The organism is Pseudomonas azotoformans, assembly GCF_001579805.1.
GTDB classification, from domain to species: domain Bacteria; phylum Pseudomonadota; class Gammaproteobacteria; order Pseudomonadales; family Pseudomonadaceae; genus Aquipseudomonas; species Aquipseudomonas azotoformans_A.
Map to the genome: position 1 here is coordinate 4,567,835 of NZ_CP014546.1, position 22,036 is coordinate 4,589,870.

The 22,036-nt window shown below is 61.6% G+C and carries 16 protein-coding genes; 9 read left to right on the forward strand and 7 right to left on the reverse strand.

Features of this window, described 5'->3' with window-relative positions:
* Positions 1–51: 51 nt before the first annotated feature.
* A complete protein-coding gene (locus AYR47_RS21075; protein WP_033901491.1) occupies positions 52–957 on the reverse strand; it encodes an AraC family transcriptional regulator in 906 nt (301 codons plus the stop codon).
* 72 nt (positions 958–1,029) lie between these two features.
* Positions 1,030–2,319, reverse strand: a complete 1,290-nt coding sequence (locus AYR47_RS21080; protein ID WP_061436699.1) for a glycosyltransferase — start codon at positions 2,317–2,319, stop codon at positions 1,030–1,032.
* Positions 2,320–2,477: 158 nt separating this feature from the next.
* Here AYR47_RS21080 and tpx point away from each other — a divergent pair, with 158 nt between their 5' ends.
* The 7 genes from tpx to AYR47_RS21115 all read left to right on the forward strand — a co-directional run bounded on the left by tpx (position 2,478) and on the right by AYR47_RS21115 (position 15,229).
* On the forward strand, positions 2,478–2,978 hold the full coding sequence (gene tpx / locus AYR47_RS21085) for a thiol peroxidase (RefSeq protein ID WP_016980349.1): 501 nt from the start codon (positions 2,478–2,480) through the stop codon (positions 2,976–2,978).
* Positions 2,979–3,209: 231 nt separating this feature from the next.
* A complete protein-coding gene (locus AYR47_RS21090; protein WP_061436701.1) occupies positions 3,210–4,511 on the forward strand; it encodes an MdtA/MuxA family multidrug efflux RND transporter periplasmic adaptor subunit in 1,302 nt (433 codons plus the stop codon).
* Positions 4,508–7,609: an MdtB/MuxB family multidrug efflux RND transporter permease subunit gene (locus AYR47_RS21095; RefSeq protein WP_061436703.1), complete on the forward strand. Its 3,102-nt coding sequence runs from the start codon at positions 4,508–4,510 to the stop codon at positions 7,607–7,609. The genes AYR47_RS21090 and AYR47_RS21095 overlap by 4 nt, the downstream gene beginning before the upstream one ends.
* Entirely contained in the window at positions 7,606–10,713 is a 3,108-nt protein-coding gene (locus AYR47_RS21100) for an efflux RND transporter permease subunit (protein WP_061436705.1), read from the forward strand. Before AYR47_RS21095 ends, AYR47_RS21100 begins: the two co-directional genes overlap by 4 nt.
* Positions 10,710–12,179, forward strand: coding sequence for an efflux transporter outer membrane subunit (locus AYR47_RS21105; RefSeq protein WP_038850191.1), 1,470 nt, complete (start codon positions 10,710–10,712; stop codon positions 12,177–12,179). The genes AYR47_RS21100 and AYR47_RS21105 overlap by 4 nt, the downstream gene beginning before the upstream one ends.
* Positions 12,180–12,331: 152 nt before the next feature.
* A complete protein-coding gene (locus AYR47_RS21110) occupies positions 12,332–14,428 on the forward strand; it encodes a putative bifunctional diguanylate cyclase/phosphodiesterase (protein ID WP_061436707.1) in 2,097 nt (698 codons plus the stop codon).
* Positions 14,429–14,482: 54 nt separating this feature from the next.
* The gene (locus tag AYR47_RS21115) at positions 14,483–15,229 is read left to right on the forward strand and encodes an SDR family oxidoreductase (protein ID WP_033901484.1); all 747 of its coding nucleotides are present in this window, start codon (positions 14,483–14,485) and stop codon (positions 15,227–15,229) included.
* A gap of 11 nt (positions 15,230–15,240) precedes the next feature.
* On the opposite strand, the gene AYR47_RS21120 is transcribed toward AYR47_RS21115, so the two are convergent.
* From AYR47_RS21120 to AYR47_RS21135, 4 genes are all read right to left on the reverse strand, one after another.
* Positions 15,241–15,606, reverse strand: a complete 366-nt coding sequence (locus AYR47_RS21120; RefSeq protein WP_237142494.1) for a hypothetical protein — start codon at positions 15,604–15,606, stop codon at positions 15,241–15,243.
* Positions 15,607–15,796: 190 nt separating this feature from the next.
* Positions 15,797–17,206: a GntR family transcriptional regulator MpaR gene (gene mapR, locus AYR47_RS21125; protein ID WP_025855266.1), complete on the reverse strand. Its 1,410-nt coding sequence runs from the start codon at positions 17,204–17,206 to the stop codon at positions 15,797–15,799.
* Positions 17,207–17,231: 25 nt separating this feature from the next.
* On the reverse strand, positions 17,232–18,641 hold the full coding sequence (gene ccoG, locus AYR47_RS21130) for a cytochrome c oxidase accessory protein CcoG (protein WP_061436709.1): 1,410 nt from the start codon (positions 18,639–18,641) through the stop codon (positions 17,232–17,234).
* Positions 18,642–18,825: 184 nt separating this feature from the next.
* Entirely contained in the window at positions 18,826–19,065 is a 240-nt protein-coding gene (locus AYR47_RS21135) for a DUF3203 family protein (protein ID WP_033901481.1), read from the reverse strand.
* Between the two features lie 121 nt (positions 19,066–19,186).
* Here AYR47_RS21135 and AYR47_RS21140 point away from each other — a divergent pair, with 121 nt between their 5' ends.
* A complete protein-coding gene (locus AYR47_RS21140; protein WP_012723945.1) occupies positions 19,187–19,678 on the forward strand; it encodes an MgtC/SapB family protein in 492 nt (163 codons plus the stop codon).
* Here the strand turns inward: AYR47_RS21140 and AYR47_RS32715 are convergent.
* A complete protein-coding gene (locus AYR47_RS32715; RefSeq protein WP_167351265.1) occupies positions 19,656–19,832 on the reverse strand; it encodes a hypothetical protein in 177 nt (58 codons plus the stop codon). The two genes, AYR47_RS21140 and AYR47_RS32715, sit on opposite strands and share 23 nt — an antisense overlap.
* Positions 19,833–20,036: 204 nt before the next feature.
* Here AYR47_RS32715 and AYR47_RS21145 point away from each other — a divergent pair, with 204 nt between their 5' ends.
* A complete protein-coding gene (locus tag AYR47_RS21145; protein WP_061436710.1) occupies positions 20,037–22,016 on the forward strand; it encodes an alpha-1,4-glucan--maltose-1-phosphate maltosyltransferase in 1,980 nt (659 codons plus the stop codon).
* The last annotated feature ends 20 nt before the right edge of the window (positions 22,017–22,036 follow it).

Sequence of the window (22,036 nt, forward strand, 5' to 3'; positions counted from 1 at the left end):
CCCCTCGGTGTGGCGCGTATAGCTGTCAAAGTTGACAGTAGCGACGGGTGGTCAGGCCAGGTTCTGCTCCGTCAAGCGCTGTACTGCCAACCGACGGTAGTGCGACGGGGTCATGCCCTTGAGCTGCTGGAAGCGCCGATTGAAGTTGGAAATATTGTTGAAGCCCGACTCGAAACACACATCGGTCACGGGCTTTTCGCCATCGGCGAGCAGTTCGCACGACCTGCTGATGCGCAGGCGGTTGACGAATTCAACGAAGGTACGCCCGGTGGCCTGCTTGAACACCCTGGAAAAATAGGTGGGTTTCATCCCCAGATAATCTGCCACTTCTTCCAGCGGCAATTCGCGCGCGTAGTGGGCAAAGATGTAGTCCACTGCACGGTTGGTGCGGTCGATGCTGTGCTCGTCGGCCAGTTGTGGCGTGGTCACTCCGGACAGTAGCTGGTAGTCCTCGCACGCGTTCAGCACCTCCAGCAGGATAAAGAAGTGCCCCAGGCGCGCCATGCCTTGGGCGTCCTCAATGCGTTGCATCAAGGTCATCGCCTGGGCAATCGTGCGCTTGCAGCGAAACTCTATGCCGTACTGCGCGCGCTCCAGCAACGGCGCCAGGCTCTTTAACTCGGTAAAAATGTGGCTGCCGTGCTCGAACAACTCATCGGTGAAGTTCACCAGCATGTCGCGCTTGGGTACCACCTCGTCTTCTTCCACCTGGCTGATCCAGTTATGGGGCAGGTTGGGGCCAGTGAGAAACAGGCTTTCCGGGTAGAAGTTGCCGATGTAGTCGCCGATAAACACCTTGCCGGAACTGGCAACGATCAGGTGCAGCTCGTATTCCTTGTGGAAGTGCCAGCGCACCAGCGGGCAGGGAAAACCGTGCTGGCGATAGATGATGGACAGGCCGTTGTGGTCGTCCATCAGTTCGTAGGAAGGGTCGGTGATACGCGTTGCTCGGGTCATGCTGCCGTCGCTTTATTGTGGTTGCTGCGTAGGATAATGCCCCGTCGCGCGTCACCTCGCCAGCGCGAGTGTTTATACGACGCGGTTTTTCGCCTCGATCCACTGCGACATGTACTGCGTACTTTTATGGGCGTGGTGGCGCAGCATGCTGCCGGTGAAGTTGTCGCGGCGGTGGGCGTTTAGCGTGCTGCGGCACTGCTCCAGGCAAGCCACCAGTGCAGGGCCATGGATGTTCTGGTCATAGCGGCGGGCCAACAGATGGCGGCCGTTTTCCTGGGCCTGGGTCCAGCGTTTGCGGTCCTGGTAGAGCGCTACCGCAGCCGCGGCCATGGCCTGTGCGCTGTGTTCGATCACGCCCGGCCAGGGTTGCTCGTCGCCCATGGCCTCGGCGCCGATGGGCGTGGTGATATTCGGTGTGCCGCAGAGCATCGCGTCCGCCAGCTTGCCCTTGATGCCGGCGCCGAAGCGCAAGGGCGCCAGGCAGATACGCGCGGCGGTCATGACTTGCAGGGCATCTTCGGCCCAGTTCATCACATGAAAGCCCTGAGCCGGGTTGTGCAAGGCGGTGGCTTTGGGCGGCGTGTAGGCACCGTAGATATGCAGCTGCGCGCCCGGCAATTGCTGGCGGATCAACGGCCACAGGCTGTTTTTCATCCATAACACCGCATCCCAGTTGGGCGCGTGGCGGAAGTTGCCGATGCTGAGGAAGTGCGCGCGGTCTTCAAACGGTGCGAACGGTTCGGACGGTGGCTCCAGCATCAGTGGGCACCAGTGGAGCAGGGCGGCCGGCACCTTGAAGTGCTCGGTGAGCAGGCGGATTTCCACATCCGAGATCATCAGGCTGATATCGCAGCGGTAGATCGCCGCGATTTCGCGTTTGGCCAGGTCGGTGTCGGCCATCAGCTGGAACTCGGCCTGCAGCGCGGGGGAGAACAGTGCGCTGAAATCGTCGCTGTCGGGGTGCACCTTCAGGTGATCCTTGAAACGCTGGTGACGGGCGTCGCGCAGGCTCTGCAGGTCGGAGGTTTCCAGCACGCGCAGGGCGTTGGGGCAGCATTTCTCGACGCGCCAGCCGAACTGTTCCTCCATCATGAAACGGTCGAACAGCACGATGTCCGGGGCCAGTTCGTGGATAAAGTCGTCGAAACTGCTGTTATTGAGTTCGATGGTGCACTCGGCGATGCCCAGCGCAGGCAAGTCGGCCTTGTGTTCGCCAATAGTGGCGGGGCTGCTGAAGGTAATGTCCCAACCTTGTGTAAGAAAGCTCTCAAGGATTTGCATCATATGCCCGCCTGCGGCCGAGGAACGGGGTTCCGGCCAGACGTATCCAATGACCAGGACTTTGGTGGCAGGGGCATTCATCGACATCGTTTTCCTTGAGGGGCAGGGCGCAAAGCGCGCAATTAAACCATAACCTACGGCATGACAATTTATGTTTGGCGGTAGGTAGCCAACGTACTTTGTGGTTAACTTCGGCCTCTCGAATTCGTTAAACCCAAATCAGCATAAGGATTCCGTTCATGGCTCAAGTCACCCTTCGTGGTAACCCTGTCCAGGTTGAAGGCGAATTGCCGAAAACCGGTTCCACCGCTCCTGAGTTCAGCCTTGTTGCTGTCGACCTGTCGGAAGCGTCCCTGGAAACTTTCGCTGGCAAGCGCAAGGTTCTGAACATCTTCCCAAGCGTTGACACCCCGACCTGCGCCACTTCGGTACGCAAGTTCAACGCCCAGGCCAACGACCTGAGCAACACCGTGGTGCTGTGCATCTCCTCTGACCTGCCGTTTGCCCAGAAGCGTTTCTGCGGCACCGAAGGCCTGGACAACGTGCTGAGCCTGTCGGACTTCCGCAACGCCGACTTCGCAGTGGACTACGGTGTTTCGCTGGCCGACGGCCCTCTGCAAGGCCTGACCGCCCGCGCCGTAGTGGTGCTGGACGAGAACAACAACGTGCTGCACAGCGAACTGGTGCCAGAAATCGGCCAAGAGCCGAACTACGAAGCAGCCCTGGCTGTTTTGAAGTAACTGTTTCGGTACGTTACTGTCGTTTTGCAGTAACACGCTTGATGCATGATTGCGGCCTGGCCTAGTCCAGGCCGTTTTTATTTGTGGTTCAGATGCTTAGCGAAACGGTCGATGAACTAAGGTCAGAAGTTAAAAGTTGTAAGCCCAAGGTAAATAGCCGGTAAAGGCGCTTTTCTAAATGCGCCCCAGTGCTTATCTTTCAGCCTCCCAAAGAAGAAGCTCTCGCGCCCAATGGTTGATCACTCCATGCAATCCTCCCCCCGTAAGTCCCGCCGCTGGCTGTTCGCCCTGCTTGTGCTGGTGGTTGTCGCCGGTTTGTGCTGGAAATTCTGGCCTGGCAGCCACAAGGATGCTGCGCAGGCGCCAGCCGGACGCGCCGGCAAGTCGGGGATGATGCGCCCAGGCTTTGGTGGCTCCACCGGCCCGGTGCCGGTGCGTGTGGCGCCTGCGGTGCTGGGTGAGTTCCCGGTGTACTACAAGGCGCTGGGCACGGTGACCGCGCTCAACACCATCAATGTGCGCAGCCGGGTGGGCGGCGAGTTGGTGAAGATCGCCTTCGAAGAAGGCCAGATGGTCAAGGCTGGCGACCTGCTCGCGGAAATCGACCCACGCAGCTACCAGAACGCCTTGCTCCAGGCGCAGGGTACGCTGATGCAAAACCAGGCCCAGCTTAAAAATGCCCAGGTCGACGTGCAGCGTTACCGCGACCTGTACGCCCAGGACAGTATCGCCAAGCAGACCCTGGACACCGCTGAAGCGCTGGTCCTGCAATACCAGGGCACGGTCAAGACCAACCAGGGCGCGGTGGATGACGCCAAGCTCAACCTCGAATTCACCAAGATCCGTGCGCCGATCAGCGGCCGTGTCGGCCTGCGTCAGGTAGACGTGGGCAACCTGGTGGCGGCCAACGACACCACGTTCCTGGCCGTGATCACCCAAACCCAGCCGATCAGCGTGGCCTTCACCCTGCCGGAAAATACCCTGGAAACCGTACTCACCCGCTACCACGCCGGCAACAAACTGCCCGTGGAAGCCTGGGACCGTGGCGATGTGAAGCAACAGGCCGTCGGCGTGCTGCAGAGCCTGGACAACCAGATCGACGTCACCACCGGCACCCTGAAATTCAAGGCGCGTTTCGATAACAAGGATCAGGCGCTGTTCCCCAACCAGTTCGTCAATGTGCACCTGCTGGCCGATACCCTGCATAACGTGGTGCTGGCGCCGTCGGCGGCGATCCAGTTCGGCAACACCGGTACTTTCGTCTACGTGCTCGATGGCGACAAGAAGGTCAAGGTGCAGCCGCTGGTGGTCGGTGATACCGACGGCGACAACACCGTGATCAAGGAAGGGCTCAAGGCCGGCGACCGCGTGGTGCTGGAAGGCACCGACCGCTTGAAGGACGGCAGCGAAATCGAAGTGGTCAACGACAGCAGTGAAGTGCCGACCACCCCGACCGAACACCTGCAAGGCAAGCCCGCGGCGAAAGGGGAGACCGGCACCACCGCCGGCAAGGCGCAAAAGGTCGGTTCATGAACCTGTCGCGGCTGTTTATCCTTCGCCCGGTCGCCACCACGCTGAGCATGCTGGCCATTGTGTTGGCCGGCATCATCGCTTATCGCCTGTTGCCGGTGTCGGCGTTGCCCCAGGTGGATTACCCGACCATCCGCGTGATGACCCTGTACCCCGGCGCCAGCCCGGATGTAATGACCAGTGCGGTCACCGCGCCGCTGGAGCGCCAATTCGGGCAAATGCCCGGCCTTACGCAGATGGCCTCCACCAGTTCCGGCGGGGCGTCCGTGCTGACCCTGCGTTTCAACCTCGACATCAATATGGATGTCGCCGAGCAGCAGGTGCAGGCCGCGATCAACGCCGCGACCAACCTGTTGCCCAAGGACTTGCCGGCGCCGCCGGTGTACAACAAGGTCAACCCGGCGGATACCCCGGTGCTGACCCTGGCAATCACTTCCAAGACCATGCTGCTGCCCAAGCTCAATGACCTGGTCGACACGCGCATGGCGCAGAAAATCGCGCAGATCAGCGGTGTCGGCATGGTCAGCATCGCCGGTGGCCAGCGCCAGGCCGTGCGCATCAAGGTCAACCCCGAGGCCCTGGCGGCCAATGGTTTGAACCTGTCCGACGTGCGCACCCTGATCGCCGCGTCCAACGTCAACCAGCCCAAGGGCAACTTCGACGGCCCCACCCGCGTGTCGATGCTCGACGCCAACGACCAGTTGGTCTCGCCCCAGCAATATGCCGAACTGATCCTGGCCTACAACAATGGCGCGCCGCTGCGCCTGAAAGACGTGGCCCAGATCGTCGACGGCGCCGAAAACGAACGCCTCGCCGCCTGGGCCAATGAAAACCAGGCCGTGCTGCTGAACATCCAGCGCCAGCCAGGCGCCAACGTGATCGAGGTGGTGGATCGCATCAAGGCATTGCTGCCAAGCATCACCGACAACCTGCCAGCCGGCCTCGACGTAACGGTACTCACTGACCGCACCCAGACCATCCGTGCCTCGGTCAAGGACGTGCAGCACGAATTGCTCATCGCCATTGCCCTGGTGGTGATGGTGACGTTCCTGTTCCTGCGCCGGGTCAGCGCCACGATCATTCCGTCCATCGCCGTGCCGCTGTCCCTGGTGGGCACCTTTGGCGTGATGTACCTGGCGGGGTTCTCCATCAACAACCTGACGCTGATGGCCCTGACCATCGCCACCGGGTTTGTGGTGGACGATGCCATCGTGATGCTGGAGAACATTTCCCGTTACATCGAAGAAGGCGAAACCCCGCTGGCCGCCGCGCTCAAGGGCGCCAAGCAGATCGGCTTCACCCTGATTTCCCTGACGCTGTCGCTGATCGCGGTACTGATTCCGCTGCTGTTCATGGCTGACGTGGTCGGGCGCCTGTTCCGAGAGTTCGCCATCACCCTGGCGGTGGCGATCCTGATTTCCCTGGTGGTGTCCCTGACCCTCACGCCCATGATGTGTGCGCGTTTGCTCAAGCGTGAGCCGAAGGAAGAGGAACAAAGCCGCTTCTACAAGGCCAGCGGCGCCTGGATCGATTGGTTGATCGCGCGTTACGGCAGCATGCTGCAGTGGGTACTCAAGCACCAACCGCTGACCCTGCTGGTGGCCATCGCCACCTTGGGCCTCACCGTGTTCCTGTACCTGATCGTACCCAAGGGCTTCTTCCCGGTGCAGGACACCGGTGTGATCCAGGGCATTTCCGAAGCGCCGCAGTCGATCTCCTTCGCGGCCATGAGCCAGCGCCAGCAGGAATTGGCCAAGATCATCCTGGCCGATCCGGCGGTGGAAAGCCTGTCTTCCTACATTGGTGTGGACGGCGATAACGCCACTCTCAACAGCGGGCGCTTGCTGATCAACCTCAAGGCCCACGGCCAGCGTGACTTGAGCGCGGCCCAGGTGATCACGCGTTTGCAGCCGGAAATCGACAAGCTGGTGGGGATCCGCCTGTTTATGCAGCCGGTGCAGGACCTGACCATCGAAGACCGTGTGAGCCGTACCCAGTACCAGTTCAGCATGTCGTCGCCGGATGCCGAGTTGCTGGCGCTGTGGAGCGACAAACTGGTCCACGCGTTGAGCCAGTTGCCCGAACTCACCGACGTCGCCAGCGACCTGCAGGACAAGGGCTTGCAGGTGTACCTGGTGATCGACCGCGACGCGGCGTCGCGCCTGGGCGTCAGCGTGTCGACCATCACCGACGCACTGTATGACGCGTTCGGCCAGCGGCAGATTTCCACGATCTACACCCAAGCCAGCCAGTACCGCGTGGTGTTGCAGGCCCAGTCCGGCGAAACCCTCGGCCCGGATGCGCTGAACCAGATCCACGTGAAAACCACCGACGGCGGCCAGGTGCGTTTGTCCAGCCTGGCCCGTGTGGAGCAGCGCCAGGCGCAACTGGCGATTGCGCATATCGGCCAGTTCCCGGCAGTGATGATGTCGTTCAACCTGGCCCCCGACGTGGCGCTGGGTAAAGGTGTGGAGCTGATCAACCAGACCCAGAAAGACATCGGCATGCCGGTGGGCGTGCAGACTCAGTTCCAGGGCGCGGCCCAGGCCTTCGAAGCCTCGCTGTCGAGTACCTTGCTGCTGATCCTGGCGGCGGTGGTCACCATGTACATCGTGCTGGGTGTGCTCTATGAGAGCTATATCCACCCGATCACCATTCTCTCGACCTTGCCGTCGGCAGCCGTCGGAGCGTTGTTGGCGTTGCTGCTCAGTGGCAATGACCTGGGCATGATCGCGATCATCGGCATCATCTTGTTGATTGGTATCGTCAAGAAGAACGCGATCATGATGATCGACTTCGCCCTCGACGCCGAACGCAACCAGGGCCTCGACCCGCAGACCGCGATCTACCAGGCGGCGCTGCTGCGCTTCCGGCCGATCCTGATGACCACGCTGGCCGCATTGTTCGGCGCGGTGCCGTTGATGCTCGCCACCGGTTCCGGCGCGGAACTGCGCCAACCCCTGGGCCTGGTGATGGTCGGTGGCCTGCTGGTGAGCCAGGTGTTGACCCTGTTCACCACGCCGGTCATCTACCTGTACTTCGATCGCCTGGGCCGTCGCTGGCGCAAAGAGCCGCAAAGCCTGGAGCCGGTTGAGTCATGAACCTGTCCGGACCTTTCATCCGCCGGCCGGTCGCGACCATGCTGTTGAGCCTGGCGATCCTGTTGCTCGGCGGCGTGAGCTTCAACCTGCTGCCGGTGTCGCCGCTGCCGCAGATCGACTTCCCGGTGATCGTGGTGTCGGCCAGCTTGCCCGGCGCCAGCCCCGAGGTGATGGCATCCACGGTGGCGACACCGCTGGAGCGCTCGTTCGGCGCGATTGCCGGCATCACCACCATGAGCAGTTCGTCGAGCCAGGGCTCTACGCGGGTGATCCTGGCATTTGACTCCGACCGCGATATCAACGGCGCGGCGCGGGAAGTGCAGGCGGCGATCAATGCCTCGCGCAACCTGCTGCCCAGTGGTATGCGCAGCATGCCGACCTACAAGAAGATCAACCCGTCCCAGGCGCCGATCATGGTGCTGTCGCTGACCTCGGACGTGTTGCAGAAGGGCCAGTTGTACGATTTGGCCTCGACCATTCTGTCGCAGAGCCTGTCCCAGGTGCCCGGCGTCGGTGAAGTGCAGATCGGCGGCAGTTCCTTGCCGGCGGTGCGCATCGAACTCGAACCCAAGGCCCTCGACCAGTACGGCGTGGCCCTCGACGATGTGCGCAACACCATCGCCAACGCCAACCAGCGTCGGCCCAAGGGGTCCCTGGAAGACAGCCAGCGCAACTGGCAGATCCAGGCCAATGACCAGTTGGAAAAAGCCAAGGACTACGAGCCGCTGCTGATCCGCTACCAGAACGGCGCGGCCCTGCGCCTGGGCGATGTGGCCAAGATCAGTGACGGCGTGGAAGACCGCTACAACAGCGGTTTCTTCAATAACGAACCGGCGGTGCTGCTGGTGATCAACCGCCAGTCTGGCGCCAACATCATCGAAACTGTCCGGCAGATCAAGGCGCAGTTGCCGGCGTTGCAGGCAGTGCTGCCGTCCAGCGTCAAGCTGAGCCTGGCCATGGACCGCTCGCCGGTGATCACCGCCACGTTGCACGAAGCCGAGATGACCTTGCTGATTGCCGTGGGCCTGGTGATCCTGGTGGTGTACCTGTTCTTGGGTAACTTCCGCGCTTCACTCATTCCTACGCTGGCGGTGCCGGTGTCACTGGTGGGCACCTTTGCGGTGATGTACCTGTATGGGTTCTCGCTGAACAACTTCTCGTTGATGGCGTTGATCCTGGCCACCGGGTTGGTGGTGGACGATGCCATCGTGGTGCTGGAGAACATTTCCCGGCATATCGACGAAGGCGTGCCGCCGATGAAGGCGGCGTACCTGGGGGCCAAGGAAGTCGGCTTTACCTTGCTGTCAATGAACGTGTCGCTGGTGGCGGTGTTCCTGTCGATCCTGTTCATGGGCGGGATCGTCACCAACCTGTTCCGCGAGTTTTCCATCACCTTGTCGGCGGCGATCATTGTGTCGCTGATTGTTTCGCTGACCCTGACCCCGATGCTCTGTGCGCGCTGGCTCAAACCGCATGTGAAGGGCGAGATGACCGGGTTGCAGCGCTGGAGCCAGAAGGTCAACGACCGCATGGTGGCCGGCTACGCCACCAGCCTGGACTGGGTATTGCGCCATCGGCGCCTGACCTTGCTCAGCCTGTTGCTGACCATCGGCATGAATGTGGCGTTGTACGTGGTGGTGCCGAAGACCTTCATGCCCCAGCAGGACACTGGCCAGTTGATCGGTTTTGTGCGCGGTGATGACGGCCTGTCGTTCAGCGTGATGCAGCCGAAGATGGAAACCTTCCGCAAAGCGGTGCTCAAGGACCCGGCGGTGCTTAGCGTGGCCGGTTTTATCGGCGGCAACAACGGCACCAACAACGCGGTGATGCTGGTGCGCCTTAAACCCATCAGCGAGCGCAAGATTTCCGCCCAGGCGGTGATCGAGCGCCTGCGCAAGGACGTGCCGCTGGTGCCCGGCGGGCGGTTGTTCCTGATGGCTGACCAGGACCTGCAATTCGGCGGCAGCCGCGACCAGACCAGCGCGCAGTATTCCTACATCCTGCAAAGCGGCGACCTGGCGGCCTTGCGCCTGTGGTACCCGAAAGTGGTGGCGGCCTTGCGCGAGCTGCCGCAACTCACCGCCATCGACGCCCGCGAAGGCCGGGGCGCGGCGCAGGTCACGCTGATTGTCGACCGCGACCAGGCCAAGCGCCTGGGCATCGACATGGACATGGTCACGGCGGTGCTCAACAACGCCTACAGCCAGCGGCAGATTTCCACCATCTACGACAGCCTCAACCAGTACCAGGTGGTGATGGAGGTCAATCCAAAATACGCCCAGGACCCGATTACCCTCAATCAGATGCAGGTGATCACGGCCGATGGTGCGCGGGTGCCGTTGTCGACCATTGCCCATTATGAGAACAGCCTGGCCGACGATCGCGTCAGCCACGAAGGCCAGTTCGCCTCGGAAAACATCGCCTTTGACATGGCGCCCGGCGTGACGGTGGAGCAGGGCACGGCCGCCATCGAACGGGCGATTGCCAAGGTTGGCCTGCCGGAAGACGTGATCGCCAAGATGGCCGGCACCGCGGATGCCTTCGCCGCCACGCAGAAGGGCCAGCCGTTCATGATCCTCGGCGCGCTGGTGGCGGTTTACCTGGTGCTGGGCATTCTGTATGAGAGCTACATTCACCCGCTGACCATCCTTTCTACCTTGCCGTCGGCCGGTGTCGGCGCGATGCTCGCGATCTACCTGACCGGGGGCGAGTTCAGCCTGATTTCCTTGCTGGGGCTGTTCCTGCTGATCGGCGTGGTGAAGAAAAACGCGATCCTGATGATCGACCTGGCCTTGCAGCTGGAGCGCCACGATGGCTTGGGCCCGCTGGAATCGATCCGCAGCGCCTGCCTGTTGCGTTTGCGCCCGATCCTGATGACCACGCTGGCCGCCATCCTCGGCGCCTTGCCGTTGCTGCTGGGCGCGGGCGATGGTGCGGAAATGCGCCGTCCCTTGGGCCTGACGATTATCGGCGGCCTGGTGTTCAGCCAGGTCCTGACCCTTTACACCACCCCGGTGGTCTACCTCTATCTCGACCGCGCGCGCCATCGCTTCAACAAATGGCGCGGCGTGCGTACCGATGCTGCCCTGGACACTGCGCTATGACCGATTCAACCTTTGCCCGACTGGCCCTGTTCCGCGGCTCCCGTGTGGCGAGCCTAGTGCTGTGCGGCGTGCTGCTCAGCGCCTGTGCCGTCGGCCCCGACTACAAGCGCCCTGAAGTCATTGAACCGGCGCAATTCAAGGAAGCCCAGGGCTGGCGCCAGGCCACTCCCAGCGATTCCCTGGCCCGTGGCGCCTGGTGGGAGCTGTACGGCGACCGCCAGCTCAATGACCTGGTGGTGCGCCTGAACACGTCCAACCAAACCGTGGCCCAGGCCGAAGCGCGCTTTCGCCAGGCCCAGGCGCTGGTGCGCAGCTCCCGTGGGGCGTTTTACCCCACCGTTGACCTGAGCGCCGGGAAAACCCGCGCCAGCCAGGGTACCGGCAGCAGCAACGCGAGCCTGAGCAGTTCCAGCAGCGGTATCCGCGACACCCTCAATGCCCAGTTGGGCGTGAGTTGGGAAGCGGATATCTGGGGCAAATTGCGTCGGGGTCTGGAAGCCAACGAAGCCAGCGCTGAAGCCAGCTCGGCCGACTTGGCGGCGATGCGTCTGAGCCAGCAGTCCGAACTGGTGCAAAGCTACCTGCAACTGCGGGTCATGGATGAACAGACGCGCTTGCTGCAAGCCACGCTGGAAACCTATCAACGCTCCCTGCAAATGACCGAAAACCAGTACCGCGCCGGGGTTTCCGGCAAGGACGCCGTAGCCCAGGCACAAACCCAGCTCAAGACCACCCAGGCCAGCCTGATCGACCTGATCTGGCAGCGCGCCCAGCTGGAAAACGCGATTGCGGTGTTGATCGGCGAGGCGCCGGCCAACTTCAACCTGGCGGTGAGCAAGGACATCCCGGCACTGCCGCAGATTCCCGTGAGCCTGCCGTCGCAACTGCTGGAGCGCCGCCCGGACATCGCCTCGGCCGAACGCTCGGTGATCGCCGCCAATGCCAATATCGGCGTGGCCAAGGCCGCCTACTACCCGGACTTGAGCCTGAGCCTGGCCGGTGGTTACTCCAGCAGCACTTATGCCGACTGGATCAGCCTGCCGAACCGCTTCTGGTCGGTGGGGCCAAAACTGGCCATGACGCTGTTTGACGGCGGCCAGCGTTCGGCGGAAGTCGACCGCACCGTGGCCAGCTACGACGAGACCGTCGCCAAGTACCGCCAGACCGTGCTGGATGGGTTCCGTGAAGTGGAAAACTACATGGTGCAGCTCAAGGTGCTGGAAGACGAGGCGGTGGTGAGCAATGAAGCACTCGACGCCGCCCGTGAGTCGTTGCGCCTGACGCAGAACCAGTACAAGGCGGGTCTGATTGCCTACCTGGATGTGGTCACCACGCAAGCGACCGCACTGAGCAACGAGCGCACGGTGTTGACCCTTTTGCAGACGCGCCTGGTGGCCAGTGTGCAATTGATCGCGGCATTGGGCGGTGGTTGGGACGGGCAGACACCGATTGCCGAGAAGGACTGATTTTGGCGGGATGTGCAGCCAGTTGATTGACGTCAAAATGCCACTAATGGCCCTCTGATAATTAATCAACTGCTCAAGAATTATTCTCGCTACAATCGCCCGCTTTGCCACCTGGCACGGGCTTCTCACGCCCGCTGCGCACGAGAAGTCCCATGCTCATCGGTAGTTATTCACCCTCGCTGGTCGTGATCTCGCTGTTTGTCGCGATCCTCGCTTCCTACACCGCTTTGGACCTTTCCGGTCGCATTGCTACCGCCAAAGGCCGTGCCGTTTATTTGTGGATCGCCGGCGGCGCCATGGCGATGGGCGTGGGGGTGTGGTCGATGCACTTCATCGGCATGCTGGCGCTGCGCTTGCCGTTTGCCCTGGGATTCGATCTGGGCATCACGGCGCTGTCGTTGTTGATCGCGGTGTTGTCCAGCGGCTTTGCCTTGTGGCTGATCAGCCAGCCGCGTTTGCCCGCCTGGCAACTGGGGTTTGGCGCGCTGGTCATGGGCACCGGCATCGCGTGCATGCATTACACCGGCATGGCCGCCATGCGTATGACCCCAGGCATCGACTATGACCCCACCTTGTTTGGCGCGTCGTTGCTGATCGCGGTGGTCGCGTCTGGCGCTGCGCTGTGGATCGCCCACAATCTGCGCCGTAACACCCCGTACGTGCGCCTTTTACGGGGGGGCGCAGCGGTGGTGATGGGCTTTGCCATCGTCGGCATGCATTACACCGGCATGGCCGCCGCACGTTTTGCCGATGAGAGTTTCTGCGGCGCAGCACTGAACGGCTTGAGCGGCAAGGGCCTGGATAACCTGGTATTGGTCACGACCCTGGCGGTACTGGCTATCGCCTTGCTCACCTCGTTGCTCGACGCACGCCTGGAAGCACGTACGGCGGTGCTGGCCGATTCCCTCACCCAAGCCAACCAGGAACTGACCCATCTGGCCCTGCACGACATGCTCACCGGCCTGCCCAACCGTACGTTGCTTGCGGACCGCATTCAGCAAGCCATGCAGGCCGTAAAAGAGCAGGGCGGTTGCTTCGCGCTGATGTTTATCGACCTCGATGGCTTCAAGCCCGTCAACGATGCGTTTGGTCACCACATGGGTGACCAGTTGCTGCGCGAAGTAGGCCTACGCCTGCGCGAAGATTTGCGCAGCCAGGACACCTTGGCGCGCATCGGCGGCGACGAGTTTGTGTTGCTGGTGCAACTGACCCAGCCGGACGATGCCCTGGGCCTTGCCGAACGCCAGGTGATCCTGATCAACCGCGCCTTCCAGGTGGCCGAGCATGAGTTGAAGATCTCCGCCAGTGTCGGCATCGCGATGTTCCCGGGCAACGGCAACAACCCCCAGGAACTGTTGATGAACGCCGACGCCGCGATGTACCACGCCAAGGGTATGGGCAAGAATGGCTACAGCTTCTTTGACGTGTCGATGAACACCAACGCACGCAAGCAATTGCAGCTGTTGCAGGACTTGCGCAATGCTGTGGAACAGGAGCAATTTCGCCTCTACTACCAGCCCAAGTTCGACGCCGTCAGCGGCATCCCGGTCGGCGCCGAAGCCTTGCTACGCTGGGAACACCCGCAGCAGGGGTTGCTGCTGCCGGCGACGTTTATCGAACTGGCGGAAAAAACCGGGTTGATCATTCCCATCGGCGAATGGGTACTCAACGAAGCCTGCCGCCAGATGAGCCTGTGGTACGTTCAGGGCTACGAAGATTGGCGCATTGCGGTAAACCTGTCGGCCTTGCAGTTCTGCCACGCCGGGCTGGTCAAGAGCGTGGCGGCGGCGCTTGAGCGGCACCAATTGCCGGCCAACAGCCTGACCCTGGAAATCACCGAAACCACAGCCATGAGCGACGCCGACGCGAGCATGACGGTGTTGCAGCAGCTGTCGGACATGGGCGTCGACTTGTCCATCGACGACTTCGGCACCGGCTACTCCAGCCTGATGTACCTCAAGCGCCTGCCGGCCAACGAGCTGAAGATCGACCGGGGCTTTGTGCGTGACCTGGAACACGACAGCGACGACGCAGCCATCGTCTCGGCCATCGTCGCCCTTGGCCAGGCCTTGGGATTACGGATTGTTGCCGAGGGTGTCGAGACGGATGTGCAGCAGAATTTCCTGACACGGCTTGGGTGCAATTCCCTTCAGGGTTACCTGCTGGGTCACCCGTTGCCGGCGGAAGGCTTTATGGCGGATATCCAACGCGCCGAAGAGGCCGTTGCGCCTGACAAAAGCCGTGCGTGACAGGTATTCTTGGATCCAACCCTAAACATCAGGTTGAATCAGGAGACCGCACGCATGGACAAAGTCGTCATCATCACCGGGGGCAGTCGTGGGATTGGCGCCGAGACGGCCTTGCTGGCCGCTCGCCAGGGCTATCGTATCTGCATCAACTACCAGTCCGACGAAGCGGCGGCCCACCGCGTGCTCGAACAGGTGCGTGCACTGGGCGCCCAGGCCATTGCCGTGCGGGCGGATGTGAGTATCGAGGACGAAGTGATCGCGCTGTTCCACCGGGTGGACGCCGAACTGGGTCGTGTCACCGCACTGGTCAACAATGCGGGCACGGTGGGGCACAAGTCTCGCGTTGACGAGATGTCCGAATTCCGCATCCTGAAAATCATCAAGACCAACGTGCTCGGCCCGATCCTGTGTGCCAAGCATGCGGTGCTGCGTATGTCGCCCAAGCATGGCGGGCAGGGCGGCAGTATCGTCAACGTATCGTCGGTGGCCGCGCGCCTGGGGTCACCGGGTGAGTATGTCGACTATGCCGCGTCCAAAGGCGCACTCGACACCTTCACCATTGGGTTGTCGAAAGAGGTGGCGGGTGAAGGCATTCGCGTCAATGCGGTGCGCCCTGGTTATATCTTCACCGACTTCCATGCCTTGAGCGGCGACCCGGACCGGGTCAGCAAGTTGGAGTCCGGTATTCCCATGGCCCGTGGCGGGCGCCCGGATGAGGTGGCAGAGGCGATTATCTGGCTGCTGTCGGATAAGGCTTCGTACGCGACCGGGACGTTCCTCGATCTGGGTGGTGGGCGTTGAGCATCCACTTTTCAGGTCCGTAGATGGCGCAGCGCTGCGTATCCTTTGCGGGAAAATGCCTGGAGCTGGCTGGCTTCAGAATTGTCGTGCGTGCTGTAGCTATTACAGCAGAACCCGTCGATCTGTCCGTTACGACTATGGCTGGCATTCAAGTGACGGTCGTCCAGGTTGTCCAGAAAACGCAATACCTTGTCCAGGTCGTAGGCCGCATTGGCCCTGGCGGCCGGTTCCGGGTTGGCGGTGGTCCAGTCACCGACCTGCATCTTCAGCTCATCCAGTACGTGGTAATGATCGCGGTTATCGAGAAACTGCTGCAGTACAGGGCTTTGCTCGATGATCCTGTCTGCCGATCGATGATCGCCAGCGGGGCGGCCCATGGGGCCTGTCATCTCGCGCACTTGTTGTTGTTCGGCTGCACGCATGTAGTGGGGTGGAACAGGTAGCTGTCCAGGAGTGGTAGAGGCGGGCATGTGCATAAGAAATCTCCAGGCAGAATTCGGTAAGGCGCATGTTCAGGCGTGATGCATGCGCTTTTTTATGTGGCGCCTGGTGGCGTGGGGTTCCGGCTCAAAACGACCGAACAATGCGCCCCAATGTTTCCATGGCTTTCTCCGACGCCTCAGTCCACGGGCTGCCGTAGTTCAAGCGAATGCAGTTCCGAAAGCGCTGGGTGGCCGAGAAGATCGGCCCCGGCGCGATGCTGATGCCTTGCGCCAACGCCATCTGGAACAACTTCAACGAATCCGTCTGCTCCGGCAGTTCCAGCCACAGGAAATACCCGCCGGCGGGTTGGCTGACCCGCGTCTGCGCAGGGAAATAGCGGGCGATAGCGGCCAGCATGGCGCTTTGCTGCTCCTCCAGGGCATAGCGCAGTTTGCGCAGGTGCCGGTCATAGCCGCCGTGCTGCAAGTAATCGGCAATCGCCGCCTGGGCCGGCATTGACGGGCAGAGCGAGGTCATCAGCTTCAGGCGTTCAACCTTCTGCGCAAAACGTCCGGCCGCCACCCAACCCACGCGATAGCCGGGGGCCAAGCTTTTGGCGAAGGAGCCGCAATGCATCACCAGGCCTTCGGTATCGAACGCCTTGGCGGGCTTCGGCGCCTGTTGGCCGTAATACAGCTCGGCGTACACATCGTCTTCGATCAGCGGCACCTGATGGCCGCGTAGTAGTTCGACCAGGGCCTGTTTCTTGGCTTCCGGCAGGGTCGCGCCCATGGGGTTCTGGAAGCTGGTCATGGTCCAGCAGGCCTTGATCGGGTAGCGCTCCAGGGTTTGCGCGAGGGCGTTGAGGTCGATGCCGTCGCGTGGGTGCACGGGGATTTCCACGGCCTTGAGTTTCAAGCGCTCCAGCACTTGCAGGCAGGCGTAGAACGCTGGGGCTTCGATGGCCACCAGGTCACCCGGTTCGGTGACGGCTTGCAGGCACAGGTTCAACGCTTCCAAGGCGCCGTTGGTGATCAGCAGTTCTTCCATGGGTAGCATCAGGCCGCCGACCATGTAGCGCAGGGCGATCTGCCGACGCAGTTGCGGGTTGCCCGGCGACATGTCGGTGACCACCAGGCGCGGGTCCATTTCGCGGCTGGCGCTGGCCAGGGAGCGGGCCAGGCGCGGTAGCGGGAACAGCATGGGGCTGGGGAACGCCGAGCCGAACGGTACGGTGTTCGGGTCTTTGATCGAGTCGAGTACCGAGAACACCAGTTCGCTCACGTCGACTTCGGTGGACTCGTGCACCTGCTCGCTCACCACCGGCTCGGAAAACGGACTGGGCGCATGGGTGTTGACGAAGTAACCCGAACGCGGCCGCGCGCGAATCAGGCCACGGCGCTCCAGCAGGTAGTAGGCCTGGAATACCGTGGACGGGCTGACGCCGTAGGTCTGGCTGGCATAGCGCACCGAGGGCACGCGTTGGCCGGGGCCGAGGACGCCGGAGCGGATCAGTTCTGCAATGTCGTCGGCGAATTTTTCGTAGCGTTTCATGGGGGCTCAGTCAGTGTGAGTGTTTTTATCGGTTCAACGGCGCCACAAAGCGGCTGTCGGCAATGCTGTAGATCCCCGGCTCATCCACGTCCGAGACTTTGAAACGCAAGGTCTGCGAACTGCTCGCCGGTTTATCCGCCAGCAATGCCACCGACACCGGCACATCGCTGATTTCCCCCGGCGCCAGGCTGATCTCGGTCTTGCCTTGCAACTGGAAGCCGTCGGCGTCCACCAGTTCCAGGCGATAGTCCTGGCGTTGCTGGGTCTTGTTGATCACCTTGAGGCTGTAGATGTTTTCGATCAGACCCTGGGCGTTTTCACGGAACATGCCACGGTCCTTGGTCACATCCAGCGACACCATCGGCCGTTCCACCAGCGCCACTACCAGCGCAGCAATCATCACCAGCAGCACGGCACTGTAGCCGATCAGGCGCGGCCTTAGCAGGTGCGTCTTGCCGCCTTGCAGTTGATGTTCGCTGGTGTAGCTCACCAGGCCACGCGGGTAGCCCATTTTGTCCATGATCGAATCGCAGGCGTCGATGCACGCCGCGCAGCCGATGCACTCCATTTGCAGGCCGTCGCGGATGTCGATGCCGGTGGGGCAGACCTGTACGCACAGCTGGCAGTCGATGCAGTCGCCCAGGCCGACGTCGGCGGGTTTGACGTCACGTTTGCGCGGGCCACGGTTTTCGCCACGGGCCACGTCGTAGGAAATGGTCAGGGTGTCCTTGTCGAACATCACGCTCTGGAACCGCGCATACGGACACATGTGCATGCACACGGCTTCGCGCAGCCAGCCCGCATTGATGTAGGTGGCGCCGGTAAAAAACAGCACCCAGAACAAACTGACGCCGCCCATCTGCCAGGTCAGCAGTTCAGCCGCCAAGGGGCGGATCGGCGTGAAATAGCCGACGAAGGTCAGCCCCGTCAGCACGCTAATGCCCAGCCACAAGGTGTGCTTGGCCGAGCGTCGCGCCAGTTTGTTCAGGCTCCAGGGTGCCGCTTGCAGCTTGATGCGCTGGTTGCGCTCGCCCTCGGTGATTTTTTCACACCACATGAACAGCCAGGTAAACGAGCTCTGCGGGCAGGTGTAGCCGCACCACACGCGGCCGGCAAACACGGTGATCGCAAACAGGCCGAAGGCGCAGATGATCAACAGCGCCGACAACAGGATGAAATCCTGCGGCCAGAAGGTCGCGCCAAAGATATGGAATTTGCTTTCAGCCAAGTCCCACAACACGGCCTGCCGACCGTCCCAGTTCAGCCACACGGTGCCGAAAAACGCCAGGAACAGGAAGGCTGCACCGCTCACGCGCAAGGTACGGAACAGGCCGGTGAAACTGCGGGTATGAATCAGGTTGTCGCTGGATTTGGCCTTCACCTTCTTTGGGTGTGTGGGCTCAAAGATTTCCACGGTTGGGATGTGTTCGCTCATGGTCGTTCGCTCATCAGCCTCCATCAGGCGGATGAACTATGCGCGTGGCGCTGTTTGCATAACAGACTCAGGTATGGCGATAAAAAGCGGATCAGATGGGGCGGTGAATGCCTGCTGCGACAATGTGCTGCACCCCATGGCACCAGGGGTGCAGCGTTATTTCAAGGGCGCTGACACAGATCAATTAAATCAGCGAACCAGGTTCTTCGGCTTTCACATGCTGGCGCCCATCGTGGGCGCCGGCCACCGTCAGGGCGTCGGCCTCGGCCTCGGTGATATAGATCCGCTCGGCGGCCAACTCCACGTAGGACATCGACTTGTCGAGGTCGGTAACAATATTGACCCGGGTCGCTGGCACGCTCTGTTCCTGGCCGTTGTCATCGAGCATGAAGTAGCACAGTTGGTTTTCGATACGAATGGGCATGCCGTTCTCCTTATTTGTGGGCGATGTAAGGTTAGGGCCCAGCGATGTGTGGGGGTTCCAGGCAACTGACTGGCGGTCGCTGCTGTCCATCCATTACCAATAATGACAAAGGGCAGCATCCATGGACGCGTGGTGGCATGAAGTGTGGCAAACCCTGCAGGCTGAATTCGCCGACATTGGCGACGCCAAGCAGCTCACCCAGATCACCGTGCGCCTGCTGATCGCCGCGATCCTGGGCGGCATTCTCGGCTTTGAGCGAGAGAGCAAGGGCAAGGCCGCCGGGGTGCGCACCCATATGCTGGTGGCGCTGGGCGCTGCCTTGTTTGTGATGGTGCCGCAAATGTCCGGCAACCAGGCGGACGCCATGAGCCGGGTGGTGCAAGGGGTGATTGCGGGGATCGGATTCTTGGGCGCCGGTACGATCATCAAGGGCAAGGATGATGAGGAGGGGCACGTCAAAGGCCTGACCACCGCCGCCGGCTTGTGGATGACCGCTGCGATTGGAGTCTCGGCCGGGTTGGGCCGGGAATCGACAGCGGTGCTGAGTACCTTGCTGGCGCTGGCGGTGTTCAGCGTGATGCCAAAGATCGTCAAGCGTTTTGAGAAGGACTGACGATCACGGGCGGCATGGTCGTCGGCGGCTCTTCCACCGGTGGCGGTTCGTTCTCGGGTGGTTCTTGTTCCGGAATCGGATCCGGTTGGGTCGGCGGCAGGGTGGGTTTATCGATATTCGGGTCCGGCGTTTCCGCCGGGATCGGGATATTCATCGGTGTGGCCTCCTTTGTGCTTTGCTCTATCGGTGGACAGCCACCGGGGCGAATTGATTCCCCGCCCGATGGCGGCACATCCAGCTGAACTTTTAACCGGAGCCCAGGCTCGGACCTATTACGGCCTCGCTCAGGAAGAGCCCTGCCGCATCAGAATCCGGATCAAGCAAAGAGCGTCCACAGGGCGTAAGGGGAAGATGCTCGATGACTGCTGAAACAGACTCCTTGTTACCACTGTCCCAGGCACTGTTGCTGCCCAGGATCGCAATCGAAAGCACCACCCCCGTGATCGATGGCGGCGAATTTGCCGTCAAGGCCGTGGTCGGCCAACGGGTCAATGTCACCAGCAAAGTGTTTGCCGACGGCCATGACAAGCTCGCCGTGCTGATCCGCTGGCGCCCGCTGCAGGACGAAAGCTGGCACAGCGTGGTCATGACCGACGCGGGCAACAACGGCTGGGAAGGCGCGTTTACTGTGGCCCAGCAAGGCCCTCACGAATACTGCATCGAAGCCTGGATCGATACCTTCGCCAGCTTTTGCTATGAGCTGCGCAAGAAGCATGAGGCGGGTGTGCCGGTCAGCCTGGAACTGCAGGAAGGCCGCAGCCTGGTGCTACAGGCCGCCGAGCGCAGTGACAATGAGCTGCGTGACCGCCTGATGCTGTTGCACCACGAACTCTCCGGCCTGCTGGAAACCGAGCAGGTTGCGCAGTTCCTGCACGAAGACAGTGCACACCTGATGACCCAGGCCGATCACCGCGCCTACCTGAGCATCAGCACCGTCTACCCGATTGATGTGGAGCGCGAGGCGGCGCTGTTTGCCAGCTGGTATGAGCTGTTCCCGCGCTCGATCACCGACGATCCGGCGCGTCACGGCACCTTTAATGACGTGCATTCGCGCCTGTCGATGATCCATGACATGGGTTTTGACGTGCTGTATTTCCCGCCGATCCACCCCATCGGGCGCAGCCACCGCAAAGGCAAGAACAATTCCCTGAGCGCCGGCCCCGATGATCCGGGCAGCCCCTATGCCATCGGCAGCGAAGACGGCGGCCATGAGGCCATTCACCCGCAACTGGGCAGCCGCGATGATTTCCGCCGCCTAGTCCAGGCGGCTGCCGAGCATGGCCTGGAAATCGCTTTGGACTTCGCCATCCAGTGTTCCCAGGACCATCCGTGGCTCAAGGAGCATCCGGGCTGGTTCAACTGGCGTCCGGACGGCACGATCAAATACGCGGAGAACCCGCCGAAGAAGTACCAAGACATCGTCAACGTCGACTTTTATGCCGCAGATGCCATCCCGAGCCTGTGGACCGAGCTGCGCGACATTGTGGTGGGTTGGGTGGAAGAGGGCGTGAAGACCTTTCGCGTTGACAACCCCCACACCAAGCCGCTGCCGTTCTGGCAATGGCTGATCAGCGACGTGCGGTCCAAGTACCCGGACGTGATCTTCCTGGCCGAGGCCTTCACCACGCCGGCGATGATGGCGCGCCTGGGCAAGGTTGGCTATTCACAGAGCTATACCTATTTCACCTGGCGCAATACCAAGGCCGAGCTGAGCGAATACCTGACGCAGCTGAACGAGTCGCCGTGGCGCGAATGCTACCGGCCGAATTTCTTCGTCAACACACCAGACATCAACCCAGCCTTCCTGCACGACTCCGGCCGCCCTGGCTTCTTGATCCGTGCCGCGCTGGCCACCATGGGCTCGGGCCTGTGGGGCATGTATTCCGGCTTCGAACTCTGCGAGTCGGCCCCGGTGCCAGGCAAAGAGGAATACCTGGACTCGGAGAAATACGAGATCCGCCCACGGGACTTCACCGCCCCCGGCAACATCATTGCCGAGATCGCCCAGCTCAACCGCATCCGCCGGCAGAACCCGGCGCTGCAGACGCATCTGGGGCTCACGCTCTACAACGCCTGGAACGACAACATCCTGTATTTCGGCAAGCGCAGCGAGGACGGCAGCAACTTCATTCTGGTGGCGGTGAACCTGGATCCTTATAACGCCCAGGAAGCCCACTTCGAGTTGCCCTTGTGGGAATTGGGGCTGCCGGATGATGCCCAGACCCAAGGTGAAGACCTGATGAACGGCCATCGCTGGACCTGGTACGGCAAAACCCAGTGGACACGGCTGGAGCCGCAGATGCCGTTTGGCATCTGGCGCATCACCCCATCGTCTTGAACCTTCCGATGCATTTTCCA